Annotated in this window: 19 protein-coding genes; 10 read left to right on the plus strand and 9 right to left on the minus strand. The window is 66.7% G+C overall.

Annotated features, from left to right (window positions below):
- Nucleotides 1-14: 14 nt before the first annotated feature.
- The 7 genes from AC1RJ5_RS03575 to fabD form a co-directional block, all read right to left on the minus strand.
- Nucleotides 15-1622, minus strand: a complete 1608-nt coding sequence (locus AC1RJ5_RS03575) for a S10 family peptidase (RefSeq protein WP_493111766.1) — start codon at nt 1620-1622, stop codon at nt 15-17.
- Nucleotides 1623-1734: 112 nt separating this feature from the next.
- Complete coding sequence (gene mltG / locus AC1RJ5_RS03580; RefSeq protein WP_269576435.1) at nt 1735-2646, minus strand: endolytic transglycosylase MltG; 912 nt, start codon at nt 2644-2646, stop codon at nt 1735-1737.
- 109 nt (nt 2647-2755) lie between these two features.
- Nucleotides 2756-4015, minus strand: coding sequence for a beta-ketoacyl-ACP synthase II (fabF, locus tag AC1RJ5_RS03585; protein WP_184166864.1), 1260 nt, complete (start codon nt 4013-4015; stop codon nt 2756-2758).
- A gap of 166 nt (nt 4016-4181) precedes the next feature.
- Nucleotides 4182-4430, minus strand: coding sequence for an acyl carrier protein (locus tag AC1RJ5_RS03590; RefSeq protein WP_086129474.1), 249 nt, complete (start codon nt 4428-4430; stop codon nt 4182-4184).
- Nucleotides 4431-4530: 100 nt separating this feature from the next.
- On the minus strand, nt 4531-5067 hold the full coding sequence (locus AC1RJ5_RS03595) for a hypothetical protein (RefSeq protein ID WP_269575067.1): 537 nt from the start codon (nt 5065-5067) through the stop codon (nt 4531-4533).
- 30 nt (nt 5068-5097) lie between these two features.
- Nucleotides 5098-5835, minus strand: coding sequence for a 3-oxoacyl-[acyl-carrier-protein] reductase (gene fabG / locus AC1RJ5_RS03600; RefSeq protein ID WP_269575066.1), 738 nt, complete (start codon nt 5833-5835; stop codon nt 5098-5100).
- A gap of 50 nt (nt 5836-5885) precedes the next feature.
- On the minus strand, nt 5886-6821 hold the full coding sequence (fabD, locus tag AC1RJ5_RS03605; RefSeq protein ID WP_342251390.1) for an ACP S-malonyltransferase: 936 nt from the start codon (nt 6819-6821) through the stop codon (nt 5886-5888).
- Between the two features lie 211 nt (nt 6822-7032).
- Between fabD and AC1RJ5_RS03610 the strand changes: the two genes are divergently transcribed.
- The 8 genes from AC1RJ5_RS03610 (at nt 7033) to AC1RJ5_RS03645 (ending at nt 12293) form a co-directional block, all read left to right on the plus strand.
- The gene (locus AC1RJ5_RS03610; RefSeq protein ID WP_493114629.1) at nt 7033-7371 is read left to right on the plus strand and encodes an RcnB family protein; all 339 of its coding nucleotides are present in this window, start codon (nt 7033-7035) and stop codon (nt 7369-7371) included.
- Between the two features lie 131 nt (nt 7372-7502).
- Complete coding sequence (locus AC1RJ5_RS03615) at nt 7503-8468, plus strand: hypothetical protein (protein WP_269575064.1); 966 nt, start codon at nt 7503-7505, stop codon at nt 8466-8468.
- 149 nt (nt 8469-8617) lie between these two features.
- Complete coding sequence (gene rpsF, locus AC1RJ5_RS03620; RefSeq protein ID WP_184166878.1) at nt 8618-9010, plus strand: 30S ribosomal protein S6; 393 nt, start codon at nt 8618-8620, stop codon at nt 9008-9010.
- A gap of 13 nt (nt 9011-9023) precedes the next feature.
- Nucleotides 9024-9248 carry a 30S ribosomal protein S18 gene (gene rpsR, locus AC1RJ5_RS03625; RefSeq protein WP_010543816.1) on the plus strand — a complete coding sequence of 75 codons (225 nt, stop codon included), beginning with the start codon at nt 9024-9026 and terminating at the stop codon, nt 9246-9248.
- Nucleotides 9249-9262: 14 nt separating this feature from the next.
- Nucleotides 9263-9880, plus strand: a complete 618-nt coding sequence (gene rplI, locus AC1RJ5_RS03630; protein ID WP_493111771.1) for a 50S ribosomal protein L9 — start codon at nt 9263-9265, stop codon at nt 9878-9880.
- A 369-nt stretch (nt 9881-10249) separates the two neighbouring features.
- Nucleotides 10250-10864: a CAP domain-containing protein gene (locus AC1RJ5_RS03635; RefSeq protein WP_493111773.1), complete on the plus strand. Its 615-nt coding sequence runs from the start codon at nt 10250-10252 to the stop codon at nt 10862-10864.
- 193 nt (nt 10865-11057) lie between these two features.
- The gene (locus AC1RJ5_RS03640; protein ID WP_184166887.1) at nt 11058-11774 is read left to right on the plus strand and encodes a CAP domain-containing protein; all 717 of its coding nucleotides are present in this window, start codon (nt 11058-11060) and stop codon (nt 11772-11774) included.
- Nucleotides 11775-12005: 231 nt separating this feature from the next.
- Nucleotides 12006-12293 (plus strand): hypothetical protein, encoded by a 288-nt coding sequence (locus AC1RJ5_RS03645; protein ID WP_269575060.1) that lies wholly within the window; start codon nt 12006-12008, stop codon nt 12291-12293.
- A 7-nt stretch (nt 12294-12300) separates the two neighbouring features.
- Here the strand turns inward: AC1RJ5_RS03645 and AC1RJ5_RS03650 are convergent, their stop codons facing one another.
- Entirely contained in the window at nt 12301-13098 is a 798-nt protein-coding gene (locus AC1RJ5_RS03650; protein WP_269575059.1) for a hypothetical protein, read from the minus strand.
- Nucleotides 13098-14900, minus strand: coding sequence for a DNA mismatch repair endonuclease MutL (gene mutL / locus AC1RJ5_RS03655; RefSeq protein WP_493111776.1), 1803 nt, complete (start codon nt 14898-14900; stop codon nt 13098-13100). Before mutL ends, AC1RJ5_RS03650 begins: the two co-directional genes overlap by 1 nt.
- A 148-nt stretch (nt 14901-15048) precedes the next feature.
- Between mutL and AC1RJ5_RS03660 the strand changes: the two genes are divergently transcribed.
- Nucleotides 15049-16089: a rod shape-determining protein gene (locus tag AC1RJ5_RS03660; protein WP_116840784.1), complete on the plus strand. Its 1041-nt coding sequence runs from the start codon at nt 15049-15051 to the stop codon at nt 16087-16089.
- 16 nt (nt 16090-16105) lie between these two features.
- Nucleotides 16106-17005 carry a rod shape-determining protein MreC gene (locus AC1RJ5_RS03665; protein WP_269575057.1) on the plus strand — a complete coding sequence of 300 codons (900 nt, stop codon included), beginning with the start codon at nt 16106-16108 and terminating at the stop codon, nt 17003-17005.

Genomic DNA, 17005 nt, shown 5'->3' on the forward strand with positions numbered 1-17005 from the left:
ATCAGGCTCCAGCGTCAGTTCTTACCCGCCTTCGCCTCCGGACGCGCGGGCGGGCTGCTCGAGGCGCCAGCGCGCAGGGCATCGTCATACCAGGTCGAGAGATCGCGGTGCATCTGCGGCAGCGTTTCCGGGTTCAGATACACCATGTGCCCAGCATCATAATAAGTGAACCGAATGTTCTTCTGGAGCTGCTGGTCGAGCAGCATGTGGCTGACATCGAATTCGGCGCCGTAAAAGGGCGTGGCGAAATCATAATAGCCGTTGATAAACAGCACCTTGAGGTACGGATTGGTGCGCATCGTATAGGCGAGATCAACGGCGCTGTCCGGTGCGAGATGGGTGCCGTCCCCCGGCGCGCGGTGCTTCCAGTCCCATTCGAATCCGGGGCCCCGCGCGCTCATGCGATAGGGCATGTCGGTCTTGTAGCCGAGCACGCGGGCCGCATAGTCCTGGAAGGTCGCGACAAAGGCGCCCGAGACCGCAGTCGACGAGGGATCATCCTCGGGACTGTCGGCATTGGCGTCGGTGACGTTCAGCAGATAGCGCGAATCGAGCCGGCCCACGGCGACACGGCGATCGCGCAGCAGCTCGGTCTGGAAGCGCGGCAGCGTGAGGCGCAGGTCGGCGCGCAGGATATAGGCCTCGCTGATGCCGGTATAAGCGGCCATCTTCGCTGCGACGGCGGCCTTTTCCTCGGGCGAGATCGTCGATCCCTTGGCCAGCGCGGCGGCATAGGCGCCGCTGGTGAAGGCACGGACCTCGTCGAGGAAGGCACGCAGATCGGCCGAGCGGTTCTGCAGACGGTTATGATACCAGGCCGTCGCCGCCATCGTCGGGAACAGCGTCAGGAAATTCTGGTCATAGCCCGGCTGGCGCACGCCATAGTTCATGATCGTCGAGAACTGGACGATGCCGTTGAGGCTGAGGCCCGCCGACTCCAGCTTCGCCGCGACCACCGGGTTGCGCAGCGTGCCATAGCTTTCGCCGAACAGGAATTTGGGCGAGGCCCAGCGGTTAAACTTGCTGGTGTAACGCAGGATCGCGCGGGCAAAGCCGTCGGCGTCCTGGTCGACTCCCCAGAAATCCTTGCCGGTCTTGTCGCCGAGCGGCCGCGACCAGCCGGCCCCGATCGCATCGATGAACACCATGTCGGTCTTGTCGATCAGCGAATCGGGATTGGGGCCGAAGCCATAGGGCGCCGGGCGGATATATTCGGGATTGGCGGTGGTCACGCGGACCGGCGCGAAACTGCCCATGTGCAGCCAGATCGTCGGCGAGCCGGGACCGCCATTGTAGAAATAGGTGACCGGGCGCGGCCCCTTCGCCTCGTCGCGGGTATAGGCGGTGTAGAAATAGGAGGCGGTCGGCTTGCCCTCGTCATCGCGGATGGTGAGCGTACCGGCGGTGGCGGTATAGGCGATGTTCTGGCCGCCGACCGTGACCGCACCGTGGCTGACCGCGCTGGCTTCCTCGACCGGCGGACGCGCCCATGCCGCCTCGGCCTCGGCCTTCATCTGCTCGCGATAGCCCTGCCCCTTTGCCGCCGGCTGCTCGGCCTTGTCCTGCGCCCAGGCGGGCGCGGCAGTGGCGAGCAAAAGGCTAGTCAGGACAAGGCGGCGCATGCGGTGATTTCCCCGGTTTCGTGGCGATTGCGAAACAAGGTTCGCATGGGGTTGCGGGGGAGGCAAGCAGGGTTCCCCAACCCTCTCCCGCCTGCGGGAGAGGGAAAGGCGATCACATCTCGCCGCGTGCGCGGCGGATGGCGTACCACTTCTGGACGTTGGCGTTGTGCTGCTCGAGCGTGTCGGCGAACACATGGCCACCGGTGCCGTCGGCAACGAAATAGAGCGCCGAGGAGGTCGCCGGATCGAGCACCGCGTCGATGCTGGCGCGGCCCGGATTGGTGATCGGACCGATCGGCAGGCCGGTCTTCTCATAGGTGTTGTAGTCGTTCTTCGCGTGCACTTCGGAGAGCAAAGGACGACGACCGAGCGGCTTGCCCCGGGTGATCGGGTAGATGAAGGTCGGGTCCGCCTGGAGCATCATGTTCTGACGCAGGCGGTTCGAATAGACCGCGGCAACCGTCTTGCGCTCCTCGGGCTTGCCGGTTTCCTTCTCGACGATCGCGGCCAGGTTGATCGCCTCTTCGGGGGTGTTGACCGCGATGCCCGGCTTGCGGGCCTCCCAAGCCCTGGCGAGATAGGTCGCCATCGCCTTCTGCATACGATCGAGCACCGACTGGCGGGTGTCGCCGCGATTATAGGCATAGCTGTCCGGCAGCACCGAGCCTTCGGCCGGCACCTGGATCTCACCGCTGAGCTGCGGCGCCTTCATCAGCGCCTCATAGACCAGGATCGAGGGCGTGCCCTCGGGGATCGTCACGAAGCGCTGGAGCGTCTTGCCGCCCTGCATCATCTTGAGGATGTCGGACTGGCTGAGATGCGCCGGCACGCGATATTCGCCCGCCTTGATCGGATCGCTGCTGCCCAGCACCTTGGCAAGGATCAGGAACTGGCGGGCCGAGCCGATCGCCCCGGCCTTTTCCAGCTCGGTCGCCGCGCGCGACAGGCTGGAGCCTTCGGGAATCAGGACCGAGACATTCTGCTTCGAAGGCCCCGCCCCGCCCCAGAGCTGGAGCACGGCCATGCCGAGCGCGACCAGCACCAGGATTGCGACCAGCAGCGCGCAGCCGCCCAGACGCCGCTTGCGCGGCTTCCGGACGGGCTGTGCGGCAGCTGCCGGCGCAGGCGTGTCTTCAGACAGCCTTCATCACCAGGCTGGCATTGGTGCCGCCAAAGCCGAACGAGTTGTTCAGCACGGCCTTCACCTTGCGTTCCTTGGCGACGTGCGGGACGAGATCGACGCCCGCGCAATTCTCGCTCGGATTGTCGAGGTTGAGCGTCGGCGGCACGATCTGGTCGCGCAGCGCCAGGATGCAGAAGATGCTCTCCACCGCGCCGGCACCGCCGAGCAGGTGGCCGATCGCCGACTTGGTCGAGCTCATCGACAGGCCGCCGATCGCGTCACCGAACAGGCGGCGGACCGCACCGAGCTCGAGCTCGTCGCCGAGCGGCGTCGAGGTGCCATGGGCGTTGATGTAATCGATGTCCGACAGCGCCAGGCCCGACTTCTTCACCGCCATCTGCATCGAGCGGAACGCGCCCGAGCCTTCCGGATGCGGCGCGGTGACGTGATAGGCATCGCCCGACAGGCCATAGCCGACCACTTCGCAATAGATCTTCGCGCCGCGCGCCTTGGCGTGCTCATATTCCTCGAGCACGACCACGCCGGCGCCTTCGCCCATGACGAAGCCGTCGCGGCCCTGGTCCCAGGGGCGGCTGGCCTTGGTGGGGTCGTCACGGAAGCCCGTGGAAAGCGCGCGGGCCTGGCCGAAGCCGGCGATGCCGATCGGGCAGACCGTGCTCTCGGCGCCGCCGGCGAGCATGATGTCGGCATCGTCCATCGCGATCATGCGCGCGGCGTCGCCGATCGAGTGGGCGCCGGTCGAGCAGGCGGTGACCACGGCGTGGTTCGGGCCCATCAGGCCGTACTTGATGCTGACCTGGCCCGAGATCAGGTTGATCAGGCGGCCATGGACGAAGTGCGGCGAGACGCGCTTCGGGCCCTTTTCGGCGAGCACGAGCGATTCGCTCTCGATGCCCGGCAGGCCGCCGATGCCCGAGCCGATCGAGCAGCCGGCGCGGAATCGGGTCGCCTCGTCCATATCGAGCAGGCCGGCATCCTCGATCGCCTGGCCGGCGGCATCGATGCCGTAGATGATGAAGGGATCGACCTGACGCTGGATCTTGTGATCGACGCGCTTGCCGGGATCGAAGCCATATTCATGGTCCGGACCCTTCACTTCGCAGGCATAGTTGCTCTGGAAATCGGTCGCGTCGAAGCGCGTGATCGTGCCCGCGCCGGACTTGGCGGCGATGATATTCTTCCAGGCAGTCTCGACGTCCGCGCCCAGCGGGGTGACGAGGCCAAGGCCGGTGACGACTACACGGCGCATCCGATTTCTCCGTCAAACTTCATAATATCGCGCATGAAAGCGGCTTAAATGCCTGTTTTCACCGCCAAAACAAAACGGCTCCCCGCCCAACTCTTTTCGAGCCCGGGACGGGGAGCCGCTGGATTCTCAAGCTCGGCCCATAAGGGCACGATCGCCTGGAGGGCGATCAGCCCGCCTGGTGCTCGGAGATGTAGGAGACCGCGTCGCCGACGGTGCTGATCTTCTCAGCCGCGTCGTCGGGGATCTCGACACCGAATTCCTCTTCGAACGCCATCACCAGCTCGACGATGTCGAGGCTGTCGGCGCCTAGGTCATCAATGAAGCTCGCCGTCGGCGAAACGTCGCCTGCGTCGACACCGAGGTGATCGACGACGAGCGCAGTCACGCGGGTGGTGATCTCTTCCTGAGTGGCCATGGTCCCTGTTTTCCTTTGTAGCTAGGGGCTCAATATCGTTGGAACGCACCTAGATCGCACATGGTGCCGTTGCAAGAGGGTGCGCGCACCGGCTTCGACGTCAGGCTTCGGAAAACTGCCAGACCGAGTAGCGCACGGTGCTGAGAAACAGGAAATATTTGTTGAGAAGCGCGGCGTTGGCGCGCGTCTGCTTCGCTTCGTCGGTGACCGAGGCGATCACCAGCTGCTGCATTTCCTGGTTGGTAAGCGGGCGGTTGCGGGCGTCTTCGGGCAGCGCGTCGAACTGCGATTCCAGCTCGCCGACGTTGAAACCCTGCGCCGAAACGAAGGTTTCCGCGATCGGCAGGCCGAGCTTGGCGAGCGTGTAGACCCGGGCGGCTTCCAGCGCCGCATCGGACCATTTGTTCGCGTCCGCGCATTCCTTCGCGGCGATAGAAATGCCGCTGCCCACCGCTGCATCATAGGTAGGGCGCACGGCGACGCCCTCCCCCATGTTGCGCGTGACATCGCCGGAGATCTGCGCCTGGAGCGCGGGCTTCAGCTTGCCGATCACGCAATCGATGGTGGCGAGGTCGGCGGCATGTGCCGGGGCCGCGAAGGCTATGGCCGCAAGGGCCGCGAATCCGAAAATACGCATAGAATTCAAACTCCAGCCCCCGGACACGGTTTACAGCATCGCCATGCCGCCGTTCACATGCAAGGTCTGACCGGTGACATAGCCGGCTTCCTTGCTTGCGAGATAGACGACGGCAGCGCCGATATCCTCGCCGGTACCGAGATCGCCCGCCGGAATGCGGGTGAGCAGCGCGGTCTTCTGCGCTTCGGGCAGCACGTCGGTCATCGCCGAGCGGATGAAGCCCGGGGCGACGCAATTCACCGTGATGTTGCGGCTGGCGAGCTCCTGGGCGACCGCCTTGGACATGCCGACCAGGCCGGCCTTGGAGGCGGCATAGTTGGCCTGGCCCGGGTTGCCGGTCGCGCCAACGACGGAGGTGATCGAGATCACCCGGCCGAATCGGGCCTTCATCATCGGCTTGGCGGCGGCGCGGATCAGGCGGAAGGCGGCCTCGAGGTTGACCGAGATCACCTGATCCCACTCCTCGTCCTTCATCCGCATGGTGAGGTTGTCGCGGGTGACGCCGGCGTTGTTGACGAGGATATCGAGCTTGCCGAGCGCTTCCACCGCCTGGGGCACCAACGCATCGACCTGCGCCGCGTCGGACAGGTTGCAGGGCAGCGCGACATGGTCGCCGCCGAGCTCGGCGCGGAACGCCTCGAGCTTCTCGACATTGCTGCCGGACACGGCGAGCCGCGCACCCTGCGCGGCCAGCGCCTTGGCGATCGCCGAGCCGATACCGCCCGAAGCGCCAGTGACGAGTGCGGTCATGCCAGTGAGGTCGAACATTTGATTCTCCTACTCCGCCGTCCCGTCGAAAGCCGGGATGACGGCCAAAATTACAGGCTCTTCGCCAGCGCTTCGATGTCGTCCATCGTCACCACGCTGACCGGGGTTGCATCCGGCGTGATGCGCTTGACCATGCCGCCCAGCACCTTGCCGCCGAACTCGACATAGTCGGTCACGCCCGCCGCGAACATCGCCAGCACCGATTCGCGCCAACGGACCATGCCGGTGACCTGCTCGACGAGCAGCGCGCGGATCGCGTCGGGGTCGGCGGCCGGGGCAGCGGTGACATTGGCATAGACCGGCACCAGCGGCGCCTGGAGCGTCACGGCGGCGAGCGCTTCGGCCATCGCATCGGCAGCAGGCTGCATCAGCGGGCAGTGGAAGGGCGCGGAGACCGGCAGGAGCAGCGCGCGCTTGGCGCCCATTTCCTTGGCGATCGGCAGCGCCCGCTCGATCGCCTCGCGGTGGCCCGAGATCACCACCTGCGACGGATCATTGTCGTTGGCGACGGTGCAGACCTGGCTCTCGGCCGCGGCGTCGGCGATCGCCTGGGCCTTCTCGCGGTCTGCGCCGAGAATCGCGGCCATCGCGCCGACACCAACGGGCACCGCCGCCTGCATCGCGTCGCCGCGGATGCGCAGCAGCTTCGCCGTGGTGGCGAGATCGAAGGCACCGGCGGCGCAGAGCGCGGTATATTCGCCGAGGCTGTGGCCGGCGACGAAATCGGCCTTGTCGGCCAGACGAATGCCGCCTTCCTTCTCGAGCACGCGCAGCACCGCGATGGCATTGGCCATGATCGCCGGCTGGGCATTGGCGGTGAGAGTCAGTTCGTCCTCGGGGCCTTCGCTCATCAACTTGAAGAGATTCTGGCCCAGCGCGTCATCGACTTCCTGGAAGACTTCGCGGGCGGTGGCGCTTGCTTCGGCAAGGGCCTTGCCCATGCCGACGGCCTGGCTGCCCTGGCCGGGGAAGATGAAGGCGCGCATGTGTCTCTCCTGTCAGCGGCTGCGTGCGATTGGGGCCGCGCGTTAGGCCTGCACCATCCGCGAGGCAAGCGCCAAGCTGAACGGACCGGACAGGATTGCGAAACATTGCGACCATTTCGCAATGCCGGAGACAAACGTCTGCGACACGCCATCCCCAGATTGCCCTCAACGCCGAAACAACCCGGCGCCAGAAGAACTAAAGAGGAGCGCAATCATGAAGAAGTTCATTCTCGCCGTCGTCGCCATGTCGATGGTCGCCACGCCGGTGCTCGCCGCTGCCCCGCAGCAGCATGGCCGCCCGCCGGCGCACCAGGTGGTCACCAAGAAGAAGGTGGTCGTCACCAAGCAGGCCTATCGCAGCAACTGGCGCAAGGGCGAGCGCTTCGACAGCCGTCAGGCGCGCAACTACCGCCAGATCGACTATCGCAAGTATCGCGGCCTGAAGGCCCCGCCGCGCGGCTATCGCTATGTCCAGTCGGGCAACGACGCGGTGCTGGTCGGAATCACCTCGGGCATCATCGCCGCGGTGATCGCGGGCGCGATCCGCTAAGCAAAACGCCGAAAGCGTTCATGAAACGGCAGGGCCATGCCCTGCCGTTTTACATCTGCAACACGAATCCGACTCCTCGTTTCGCTAGCGTTAGTGTTATGGTTAACGCGTTCGACTGGGAGGAGTGCAGGATGTTCCGGGCAACCCTTACGGCCCTTTCCGTGGCCATGCTCATGCCGTTCGCCGCACAGGCCCAGCCGACGCCACGGGACCGCGACGATCCCGCCCTCGCTCCGGATTTCGAAGGCCAGGTCGCCTATTTCGGCAACTATACCGGCAAGACCTCGGTCACCGCAGATCTGCGCCGGCGCGAGCAGACCCCCTGCCCCTATCCCGACCAGCGCTGCTACCAGCAGGTCGTCGGCGGTGGCGTGAAGGTGGTGCTCAGCTTCGATGGCGAGCATATCACCGGCTTCTACTATTCGGTCGGCGGGTTCGAAGGCCCCAATGGACTGCGCGAAGGCACGCTGATCGGCCGGCGCACCCCGGTGGGCTGCGAGCTCTACGAGGCGGACGGCACGATGTGGCAGGCGACGACCTGCGGCAGCAAGGGATTCCAGGGCCAGATCGTCTCGGTGCGCGGCATCCCCAAACAGTCGGAGGTGACCTTTTCCACCGTCGGCATGTTCGTGCGCGACACCGGCTGGATCACCCGGCTGGGCGAGGAAGAGGCCCGCCGCGACCGGCGGATCAACTGGCTGACCCAGAAGCTGGACGGCCCGGGCGGCGCGGAAGGCCGTTTTCGCGCCGCGATCGAACTCGACAGCTATTCGCGCCACTTTCGCGGCATCGACATGGGACGGGTTTCGGAGCCCGTGCAGTCAGGCAAGCGCAAGAAGAACCGCGAATGGTATCTCGACAGCAGCTATAGCCGGCCTGACGGCAGCACCGGGAATATCCGCGGCGTGATCTACAATGAGCGGCTGCGCTGCCTCCAATGGGACGATGATCCCTGCGGCCCGATCCACCCGCCGGCGGATTTTCCCAAGCCGAGGCTCGACGATGACGGCGGCTGGCTTTCGCGAAGCCCGGCCCCGATCGTGCCCAGCGACACGCGCCCCGCGCCGCGGCCACGTGGGAATGGGGATCGCTACTAGGCTTGCCAGCAGCCCCGCCCTGAGCTAAGGGCCCGCCTTCGTTCGAGTGGGGACGCGATTCCCGCTCGCGCGACCATTGAATTGAGACGACAGCCGGAGGGGCGTCACACGGGGTGGCGTCAGCGATCGGCCAACAGTGAGAAAGACGCATGGCTCTTTACGAGCACGTGTTCCTTGCGCGCCAGGATCTGGCACAGGCGCAGGTGGACGCTCTGGCGGAAGCCGCCACCAAGATCATCGAGGACAACAACGGCAAGGTCGTGAAGACCGAGACCTGGGGTCTTCGTTCGCTTGCCTATCGTATCGCGAAGAACCGCAAGGCGCACTACGTGATGCTCGAAATCGACGCCCCGGCGGGTGTCGTCGCCGAGCTCGAGCGCCAGACGCAGATCAACGAAGACGTGATCCGCTACATGACCGTCAAGGTCGATGAGCTGGAGCAGGGTCCGAGCGTGATGATGCGCAAGGGTGACCGCGAGCGTGGCCGTGGCCGTCGCGATCGCGACGAAGCCGGCGGCAACACCGGTTTCGGCGGCGAATAAGGAGATATAGACCATGGCACGCCCGTTTTTCCGCCGCCGCAAGAGCTGCCCCTTCTCCGCGAAGGACGCTCCCCGGATCGATTACAAGGACGTCCGTCTGCTGCAGGGCTTTGTCTCTGAGCGCGGCAAGATCGTCCCGTCGCGCATCACCTCGGTGAGCGCCAAGAAGCAGCGCGAGCTGGCCCAGGCCATCAAGCGCGCCCGTCACCTGGGCCTGCTGCCCTACATCGTTAAGTAAGGGAGGCTCGACCCATGGAAGTCATTCTGCTTGAGCGCGTCGAGAAGCTCGGCGCCATCGGCGACGTGGTGAAGGTCAAGGACGGGTTCGCCCGCAACTACCTGCTCCCGAACAAGAAGGCGCTCCGCTCGAACGCCGCCAACCGCAAGGTCTTCGAGGCCAACCGCGCGCGCATCGAGGCCGACAACGCCGCTCGCCGCACCGACGCCGAGAAGGAAGCCGGCACGTTCAACGACGTGTCCGTCACCCTGATCCGTCAGGCTTCGAACACCGGCCAGCTTTATGGTTCGGTTGCTGTGCGTGACCTGGTCGAAGCGCTTGTCGCCGACGGCCACAAGATCACCAAGTCGCAGGTCGTCCTCGACAAGCCGATCAAGGCGATCGGTGTGTACGAAGTGCGCGTGCAGCTGCACCCGGAAGTGTCTGTGACCGTCAAGGTCAACGTTGCACGTTCGCCGGAAGAGGCCGACATGCAGGCGCAGGGCGTCGACGTGATGGCTCAGATGTTCGAGGAAGGCCGTGACACCACGGGCTTCGTCGAGGATTATGATCCCAACGCCGAGCCGGGCGCGACCGCCGAGGCCCGCGAGGAAGCTCCGGCCGCCGACGAAGGCGAGACCGCCGAGGGCTGAGCCCTTCGCAACGGTACAAAGTGAAAGGGCCGTTCCGGTATGCCGGGGCGGCCCTTTTCTTGTGCGACCCTCCGGGGGAATTGGGGGAGGGATTCGAAACTTCAGGCTATTCGCGGCCGAAACCAAGTAAATCGCGGCTCCCCGCCAGCATCGGGGAGGAAAACCGGCCCGGTCAGGGGCAGGATACACAGGCGCCGATCACCGCCGCGAGCGGGATGAGGGCCAATACCACTGGCAGAACCTTGTTCATCGCAACCCGAACCTTTGTTGTCGCTCGGGGTATGAAACGAGCCCAGTCGAGCAAGGTTGCAGCGCGCGTTAATCTTTTGTTCGGAGACCATTCATCCCGCCCTGCTCTATAGGCGGGCGATGCTGCCGTTCCTGCCCCTCGCTCTGACGCTCGCTACGCCCGCGCCCGCGCCGCTCCAGGCCGGACTGGAGGCCGCGGTGCTCGCCGAGATCAACTTCGCGCGCACCCGCCCCCGCGACTATGCCGAGCGGCTCCGCGAATATCGGAAGTACTTCAAGGGCAAGATCGTCTGGTATCCCGGCAACCCCGACGGGCTGCGCACCGAGGAAGGCGTACGCGCCGTGGACGAGGCGATCCGCTTCCTCGAGCGCCAGACGCCGCTGGAGCCGATCGCACATGCCCCGCTGCTCGCCCGCGCCGCGCGCGACCATGTCCGCGAACAGGGACCGCGCGGCGGCACCGGCCATTATTCCGCCGACGGCGCCGATCCGCGCGACCGGGTGCAGAAACGCGGCGGCGGCCCCTATGTGGCGGAAGTCATCACCTATGGCCCGCCGAGCGCCCGCGAAGTGGTCCGCCAGCTGATCGTCGATGACGCCGTGCCGGGGCGCGGGCACCGCAAAACGCTCTACGCCGCCGAGATGCGCTATGCCGGCGTCGCCTGCGGCCCGCACAATGGCTACCGGATGATGTGCGTCGCCGACCTGGGCCGCAAGCCGGACGGCCAGCCCTGACCGCGGAGTAACAAGCGGCACCGCAGAGAAACCCTGGGCCCCGGCTTTCGCCGGGGAACTGCCAGATCAACCGCCGCCCCCTAAGGTTAACTCCCGAATATCCGCTTGCCTTCTCAGCCGGTTAAGCGGAATGCGCTACCGGTGACACAACGGACGGGCGCGGGGCCCGGACCGGCTCCGGGGGGAGCTCTACGTGACTGCCAAGGGCCGACTGACCGCCGCGCTGGGCGCGTGCGCCATGTTCTTCGCCGGCGCCACCGCCCAGGCGGGCGAGCGCGCCACCACCGTCTCGCGGCTCGAGCGCGACGTGCTCACCGAGATCAACTATGCCCGCCAGCATCCGCAGGACTATGCCGAGACGCTGCGCGACTATCGCCGCTATTTCGACGGCCGCGTGCTGTTCCTGCCCGGCGATCCCAATGGCGTGATCACCAATGAAGGGCTCGACGCGGTGGACGAGGCGATCGACTTCCTCGAGCGCCAGGAGCCCCTGCCCCCGCTCAGCCGCGGCGACCTGCTGGTGCTCGCCGCGCAGGACCATGCCGACGACCAGGGGATGAGCGGCGCGAGCGGCCATGTCTCGCGCAACGGGATGAGCCCGGGCGACCGAGTGAAGCGGCGCGGCGGCGACATCTATGTCGGCGAAGGCATCTGGTACGGCAACGGCGACGCCGGCGCGGTGGTGCGCAGCCTGATCGTCGACGACGGGGTGCGCTCGCGCGGGCACCGGGCGCTGCTGTTCCAGGCGGACTTCCGCTTCGCCGGCGTCGGCTGCGGCACGCATCGCCGCTTCGGCAATATCTGCGTGGTCGATTTCAGCGGCACCGCCGACGGCTCGCCGGTGGTGCCGGGCTGGGCCAAGGCGCGCGGCGGGCAGGTGTTCCGGATGCGGGATACCACCAAGCGCTGAGGGCGCAAAAACTGAGACATCGCGCTCTTTTCTCCCCTCCCTGCAAGGGAGGGGCTGGGGGGTGGGTGGCGAGCGCAGCGAGCTCAGCTAACCGGCGGAGACAAAGAAAACGCCGGGCATCGAGCCCGGCCTTTTCTAACCCACCCCTAACCCCTCCCTTGCAGGGAGGGGAATTGAAAGCCACCCAAGCCGGATTGCCAGATGCTCTCATATCGGTGAGGATCACCGCCGATGGGGTATCTCGTGCTTTTCCTCGCCGGCGCCTTGCTCTGCAACGCGATCCCGCACCTTGCCTCCGGCCTGCGCGGGGAGCCCTTCCCCACTCCCTTTGCCCGTCCGCGCGGCGTGGGGCACTCCTCGCCGCTGATGAACTTCTATTGGGGCACCGCGAACCTGCTGATCGGGATCTCGGCGCTGCTCAGCTACTCGCTGCACGACTATGGCGTATGGCCGGTGATCGCCGGCTGGCTGGTGCTGGGGAGTTACTGCGCGTGGCATTTCGGGAAGGTGCGGCGGTAGGGCGCAATCAATCCGGAGCCGCCCAATTCTGCGGCTCGAAGGGAATTGCACCAGTCGCGGTGAGCGAGGCATGCACGCGATCGGCATAGCGATGGGCGAATGCCTCGCGCTCGCCCCGCGGACGAGCGAAATAGCGATCCCGCAGCATCGAGAAATCCTCGCCCTGTGCCGCCGGCGTCTCCACCTTTTCCAGCCAGTCGAACCAATGCCCGACCTCGTGCGGCACCGTGCGATAGAGCTGGGTGGCTCTTGCCGACTCCGGCGTGACGCGAATGATGTAGCGATTGCCCGACCGTTCGACGCCATGGCCGTCCGCCTCGAGGCGAGCCAGCTCGGCCTGGTCATCGAGCGCCAGCCCGGTTCGCCAAGTGAAGTGACGGCCCTGCTCGATGGCGTCGAGCAGGAGCATGGGGCCGTCCGCGACCACCCTGCCGCGGGCCGTGACGATCTCTCCGAAGTAGAAGAGCCGGCCCCAGCTCGGATTCAGAAGGCTCTGCTTCCGGCTAGGCTGGCGGAAGACGATCGTCCTGATACCCGCCCAATCGGACTGCGGGATACGCTCAAGCAGGCGGATCACATCGCCGATCGTACAAGGATGCAGCCAGTTCGCCCGCAACTCCTCGACAACGAAGCGGATTTCCCCCGATCCGACGCGCCAATGGGTCGCGACATGCGCACCGATCCGCTCGATCGGTGAGATCAGGCGCCCCGGATTGGGCACGACCATGCGGTTGTCCTGCCCATGGCCCTGGCTGGCCGTGCCGATGTTGCGATTCCGGCGAGCTGGATTGAAGCCCGGCCGCATCACTTCCGCCCGAACAGCTTCTCGATGTCACCATGCGCCAATTTCACCCAGGTCGGGCGGCCGTGGTTGCACTGGCCCGAATGCGGGGTGACTTCCATCTCGCGGAGCAACGCGTTCATCTCGGCGACCGAGAGCACCCGCCCCGCCCGCACCGAGCCGTGGCAGGCCATGGTCGCGGCGACATGGTCGAGCTTTTCCTTGAGGCTGAGCGCTTCGTCGAAGCTCGCCAGCTCGTCGGCGAGGTCGGTGGCCAAGGCGTGGACATCGCCCTTGCCGAGCGCGGCGGGAACGGCGCGGACCAGCACGGCGTGCGGGCCGAAGCGCTCGATATCGAGGCCGAAGTCGGAGAGCTCGCCGGCGCGCGCCTCGAGCCGGTCGCAGCCGGGTTCGTCGAGCTCGACCACTTCGGGGACGAGCAGGCCCTGGCTGGCGACACCGCCTTCGGACATCGCCCGGCGCATCCGCTCGAGGACGAGGCGCTCATGCGCGGCGTGCTGGTCGACCAGGACCAGGCCGTCCTCGGCTTCGGCGACGATATAGGTCTTGGCGACCTGGCCGCGGGCGACGCCGAGCGGGTGCTGGACGCTTTGCGGCACCGGCGCGATTGCCGGCTCGGCGCGGGCGAGCGGTGGCGGAGCGGCGAAGCTCGGACGGCGATCCTGGACGCTCGAATAATTGTAGGACGGTGCCGGACTGTATTGCGGTGCCGGGGTGAAGGCCGGCTCGGCATCCCAGAGCTGCGGCGCGGGTGCCGGCGGCGGGCTGGTTTCGCTGGTCCACATCCCCAGCGCCGCTTCGCTCGGGCGCTGGACGCTGCGGTGGCCGGCCTCGTCGAGCGCACGGCGCAGGCCCGAGACGATCATCCCGCGCACCAGTGCCGGATCGCGGAAGCGGACCTCGGTCTTGGCGGGGTGGACGTTGACGTCGACCTGGTCGGGCGGGACGTCGAGGAACAGCGCGACCACCGGATGCCGGTCGCGCGCCAGCATCTCGGCATAGGCGCCGCGCAGGGCGCCGATCAGCAGGCGATCCTTCACCGGGCGGCCGTTGACGAAGAGATACTGGTGATCGGCGACGCCGCGATTGAAGGTCGGCAGGCCGGCGACGCCGCCCAGCACGATGCCTTCGCGCTCGAAATCCACCGCGACGCTGTTTTCGGCGAGCGCGCGGTCGGTGAGGCCGGCGACGCGCTCGGGGCCGCTCTCATTGCCCTGGACATGGAACGCCTTGCGCCCGTCATGCTCGACCGAGAAGGCGATATCGGGCCGCGCCATCGCCAGCCGCTTCATCACATCGAGGCTGGCGGCATATTCGGCGCGCGGCGAGCGCAGGAACTTGCGGCGGGCGGGCACGCGGGCGAACAGGCTCTCGACTCGGATCCGGGTGCCCGGCGGCAGTGCGGCGGGGCCTTCGGAGACGACTTCGCCATTATCGACGATCCGGTGCCAGCCCTCGGCGCCGCGCACCCGGCTTTCGAGCGACATGCGCGCGACGCTGGCGATCGAGGGCAACGCCTCGCCCCGGAAACCCAACGTCGTGACCTGATCGATCTCGTCATCGGGCAGCTTGGAGGTGGCGTGGCGCTCCAGCGCGAGCGCCATTTCGGGCGGCGACATGCCGCATCCGTCGTCGGTGACTTCGATCAGATCGGTGCCGCCACCGGATAGCTTGACGGCGATCCGGGTCGCCCCGGCGTCGATGGCGTTTTCGACCAGTTCTTTCAGCGCGCTGGCGGGGCGTTCGACCACTTCGCCTGCAGCAATCCGGTTGACAAGATGTTCGGGTAGACGGCGTATTGACATGGTCGTTGCTCTAGCCCAAGCGACGGCATCCCGCGACCCCAACCGCACCGCACCAGGCCGGATTCTTCAGTCCGTCCCGGAAGGGGCCGGACTAGATTTTTTTGAAGAGCTGCGCGGCGGGCGCCCGCGCCGCAGGACGGAACCATAGATGGCATTTCCCCGCTTGTTCAATTTCATGTCCCACGACATGGCGATCGACCTCGGCACCGCGAACACCGTCGTGTATCTGCGCGGCCGCGGCGTCGTCCTCAACGAGCCGTCGGTTGTGGCGGTCGAGACGCTGAACGGCGTCAAGCGCGTGAAGGCAGTCGGTGACGACGCCAAGCTGATGATGGGCAAGACCCCGGGCAGCATCGAGGCGATCCGCCCGCTGCGCGACGGCGTGATCGCCGACATCGACATCGCCGAGGAAATGATCAAGCACTTCATCCGCAAGGTACATGGCCAGCGCCGCTTCATGCGCTGGCCGCAGATCGTGATCTGCGTGCCGTCCGGTTCTACTTCTGTTGAAAGGCGCGCGATCCGTGACGCCGCGTCGAACGCCGGCGCCTCGCAGGTGTGGCTGATCGAGGAGCCGATGGCGGCCGCGATCGGCGCCGACATGCCGGTGACCGAGCCGATCGGCTCGATGGTCGTCGACATCGGCGGCGGCACCACCGAAGTCGCGGTGCTCTCGCTGCGCGGCCTCGCCTATTCCACGAGCGTGCGCGTCGGCGGCGACAAGATGGACGAAGCGATCGTCTCGTACGTGCGCCGCAACCACAACCTGCTGATCGGCGAAGCCACGGCCGAGCGCATCAAGCAGGAAGTCGGCATCGCCAAGCCGCCGGCGGACGGCATCGGCCAGACGATCCACATCAAGGGTCGCGACCTGGTCAACGGCGTGCCCAAGGAAATCCAGATCAACCAGGGCCAGATCGCCGAAGCGCTGTCGGAGCCCGTCGGCACGATCGTCGAAGGCGTGCGCATCGCGCTCGAGAACACCGCACCGGAACTGGCCGCCGACATCGTCGACCAGGGCATCGTGCTCACCGGCGGCGGCGCGCTGCTGCAGGGCATCGACGAAGTGCTGCGCGACGAGACCGGCCTGCCCGTGACGATCGCCGAAGACCCGCTGACCTGCGTGGCGCTGGGCACGGGCCGCGCGCTCGAGGATCCGGTGTTCCGCGGCGTGCTCATCCAAGTCTAAGCGAGGATAAGGGGAGATGGCGCCGCCACGCAACCGGCGCCCGGGTTTTTCGCGGCGGGCGCAATACGGGCTCTTCCTCGGCTATGTGGGCGCGGTCGGCGGCATGCTGATCGGCGTGGCCTTGCTGCTGCTCTCGACGTTCAACCCGCCGGCCTTCGCGGCGGTGCGCGGCTTCTTCTCGGAGATCACCACGCCCGTCGCCAGTGGCCTCACCTGGGTGCGCACCAGCGTGGCCGGGGTGCCCGGCGGCGTCTCCAGCTACTGGAACGTGCGCGGCGAGAACGCGCGGCTGAAGAAGCAGATGGCGGATGACGCGCTGCTGGTCGATCGCGCGCGCACGCTCAACCAGGAGAATCGCCACCTGCGCGAGATGCTCAAGCTGCGCGACGTCTCCACCGATGCGGTGGCGGTGGCGCGGCTGGTGGCGAGCTCGATCGGCAGCACCCGCCGCTATGCCACGCTCAACGCGGGCGGCTGGCAGGGCGTGAAGTCGGGCCAGCCCGTGCGCCAGCCCGACGGGCTGATCGGCCAGGTGGTGGAAACCAGCCCGAACACCGCGCGCGTGCTGCTCATCGTCGATTCGGAGAGCATCGTGCCGGTGCGCCGCACCCGCGACGGCCTGCCCGGCATCGCCACGGGCCGTGGCGACGGACTGCTCGACATTCGCTCGGCCAGCGTGGCGACGATGATCTTCCAGCCGGGGGATACCTTCGTGACATCGGGCACCGGCGGCATCTTCCCGCCGAACATCCCGGTGGCGCGGGTGATCCGCACCGCGCGCGACATTGCGGTGGCAGCACCCTCGGCCAATCCGGACGCGCTTGATTTCGCGCTGGTCCAGCAGACCTTCCTGCCCGAGCCGACGCCTACGCCGAGCGCTTCGCCCAGCGCGAAGCCGGCGGCGCAGAAGAAATAG

It is taken from the genome of Sphingomonas sp. GW822-FHT03G08 (genome assembly GCF_058801135.1).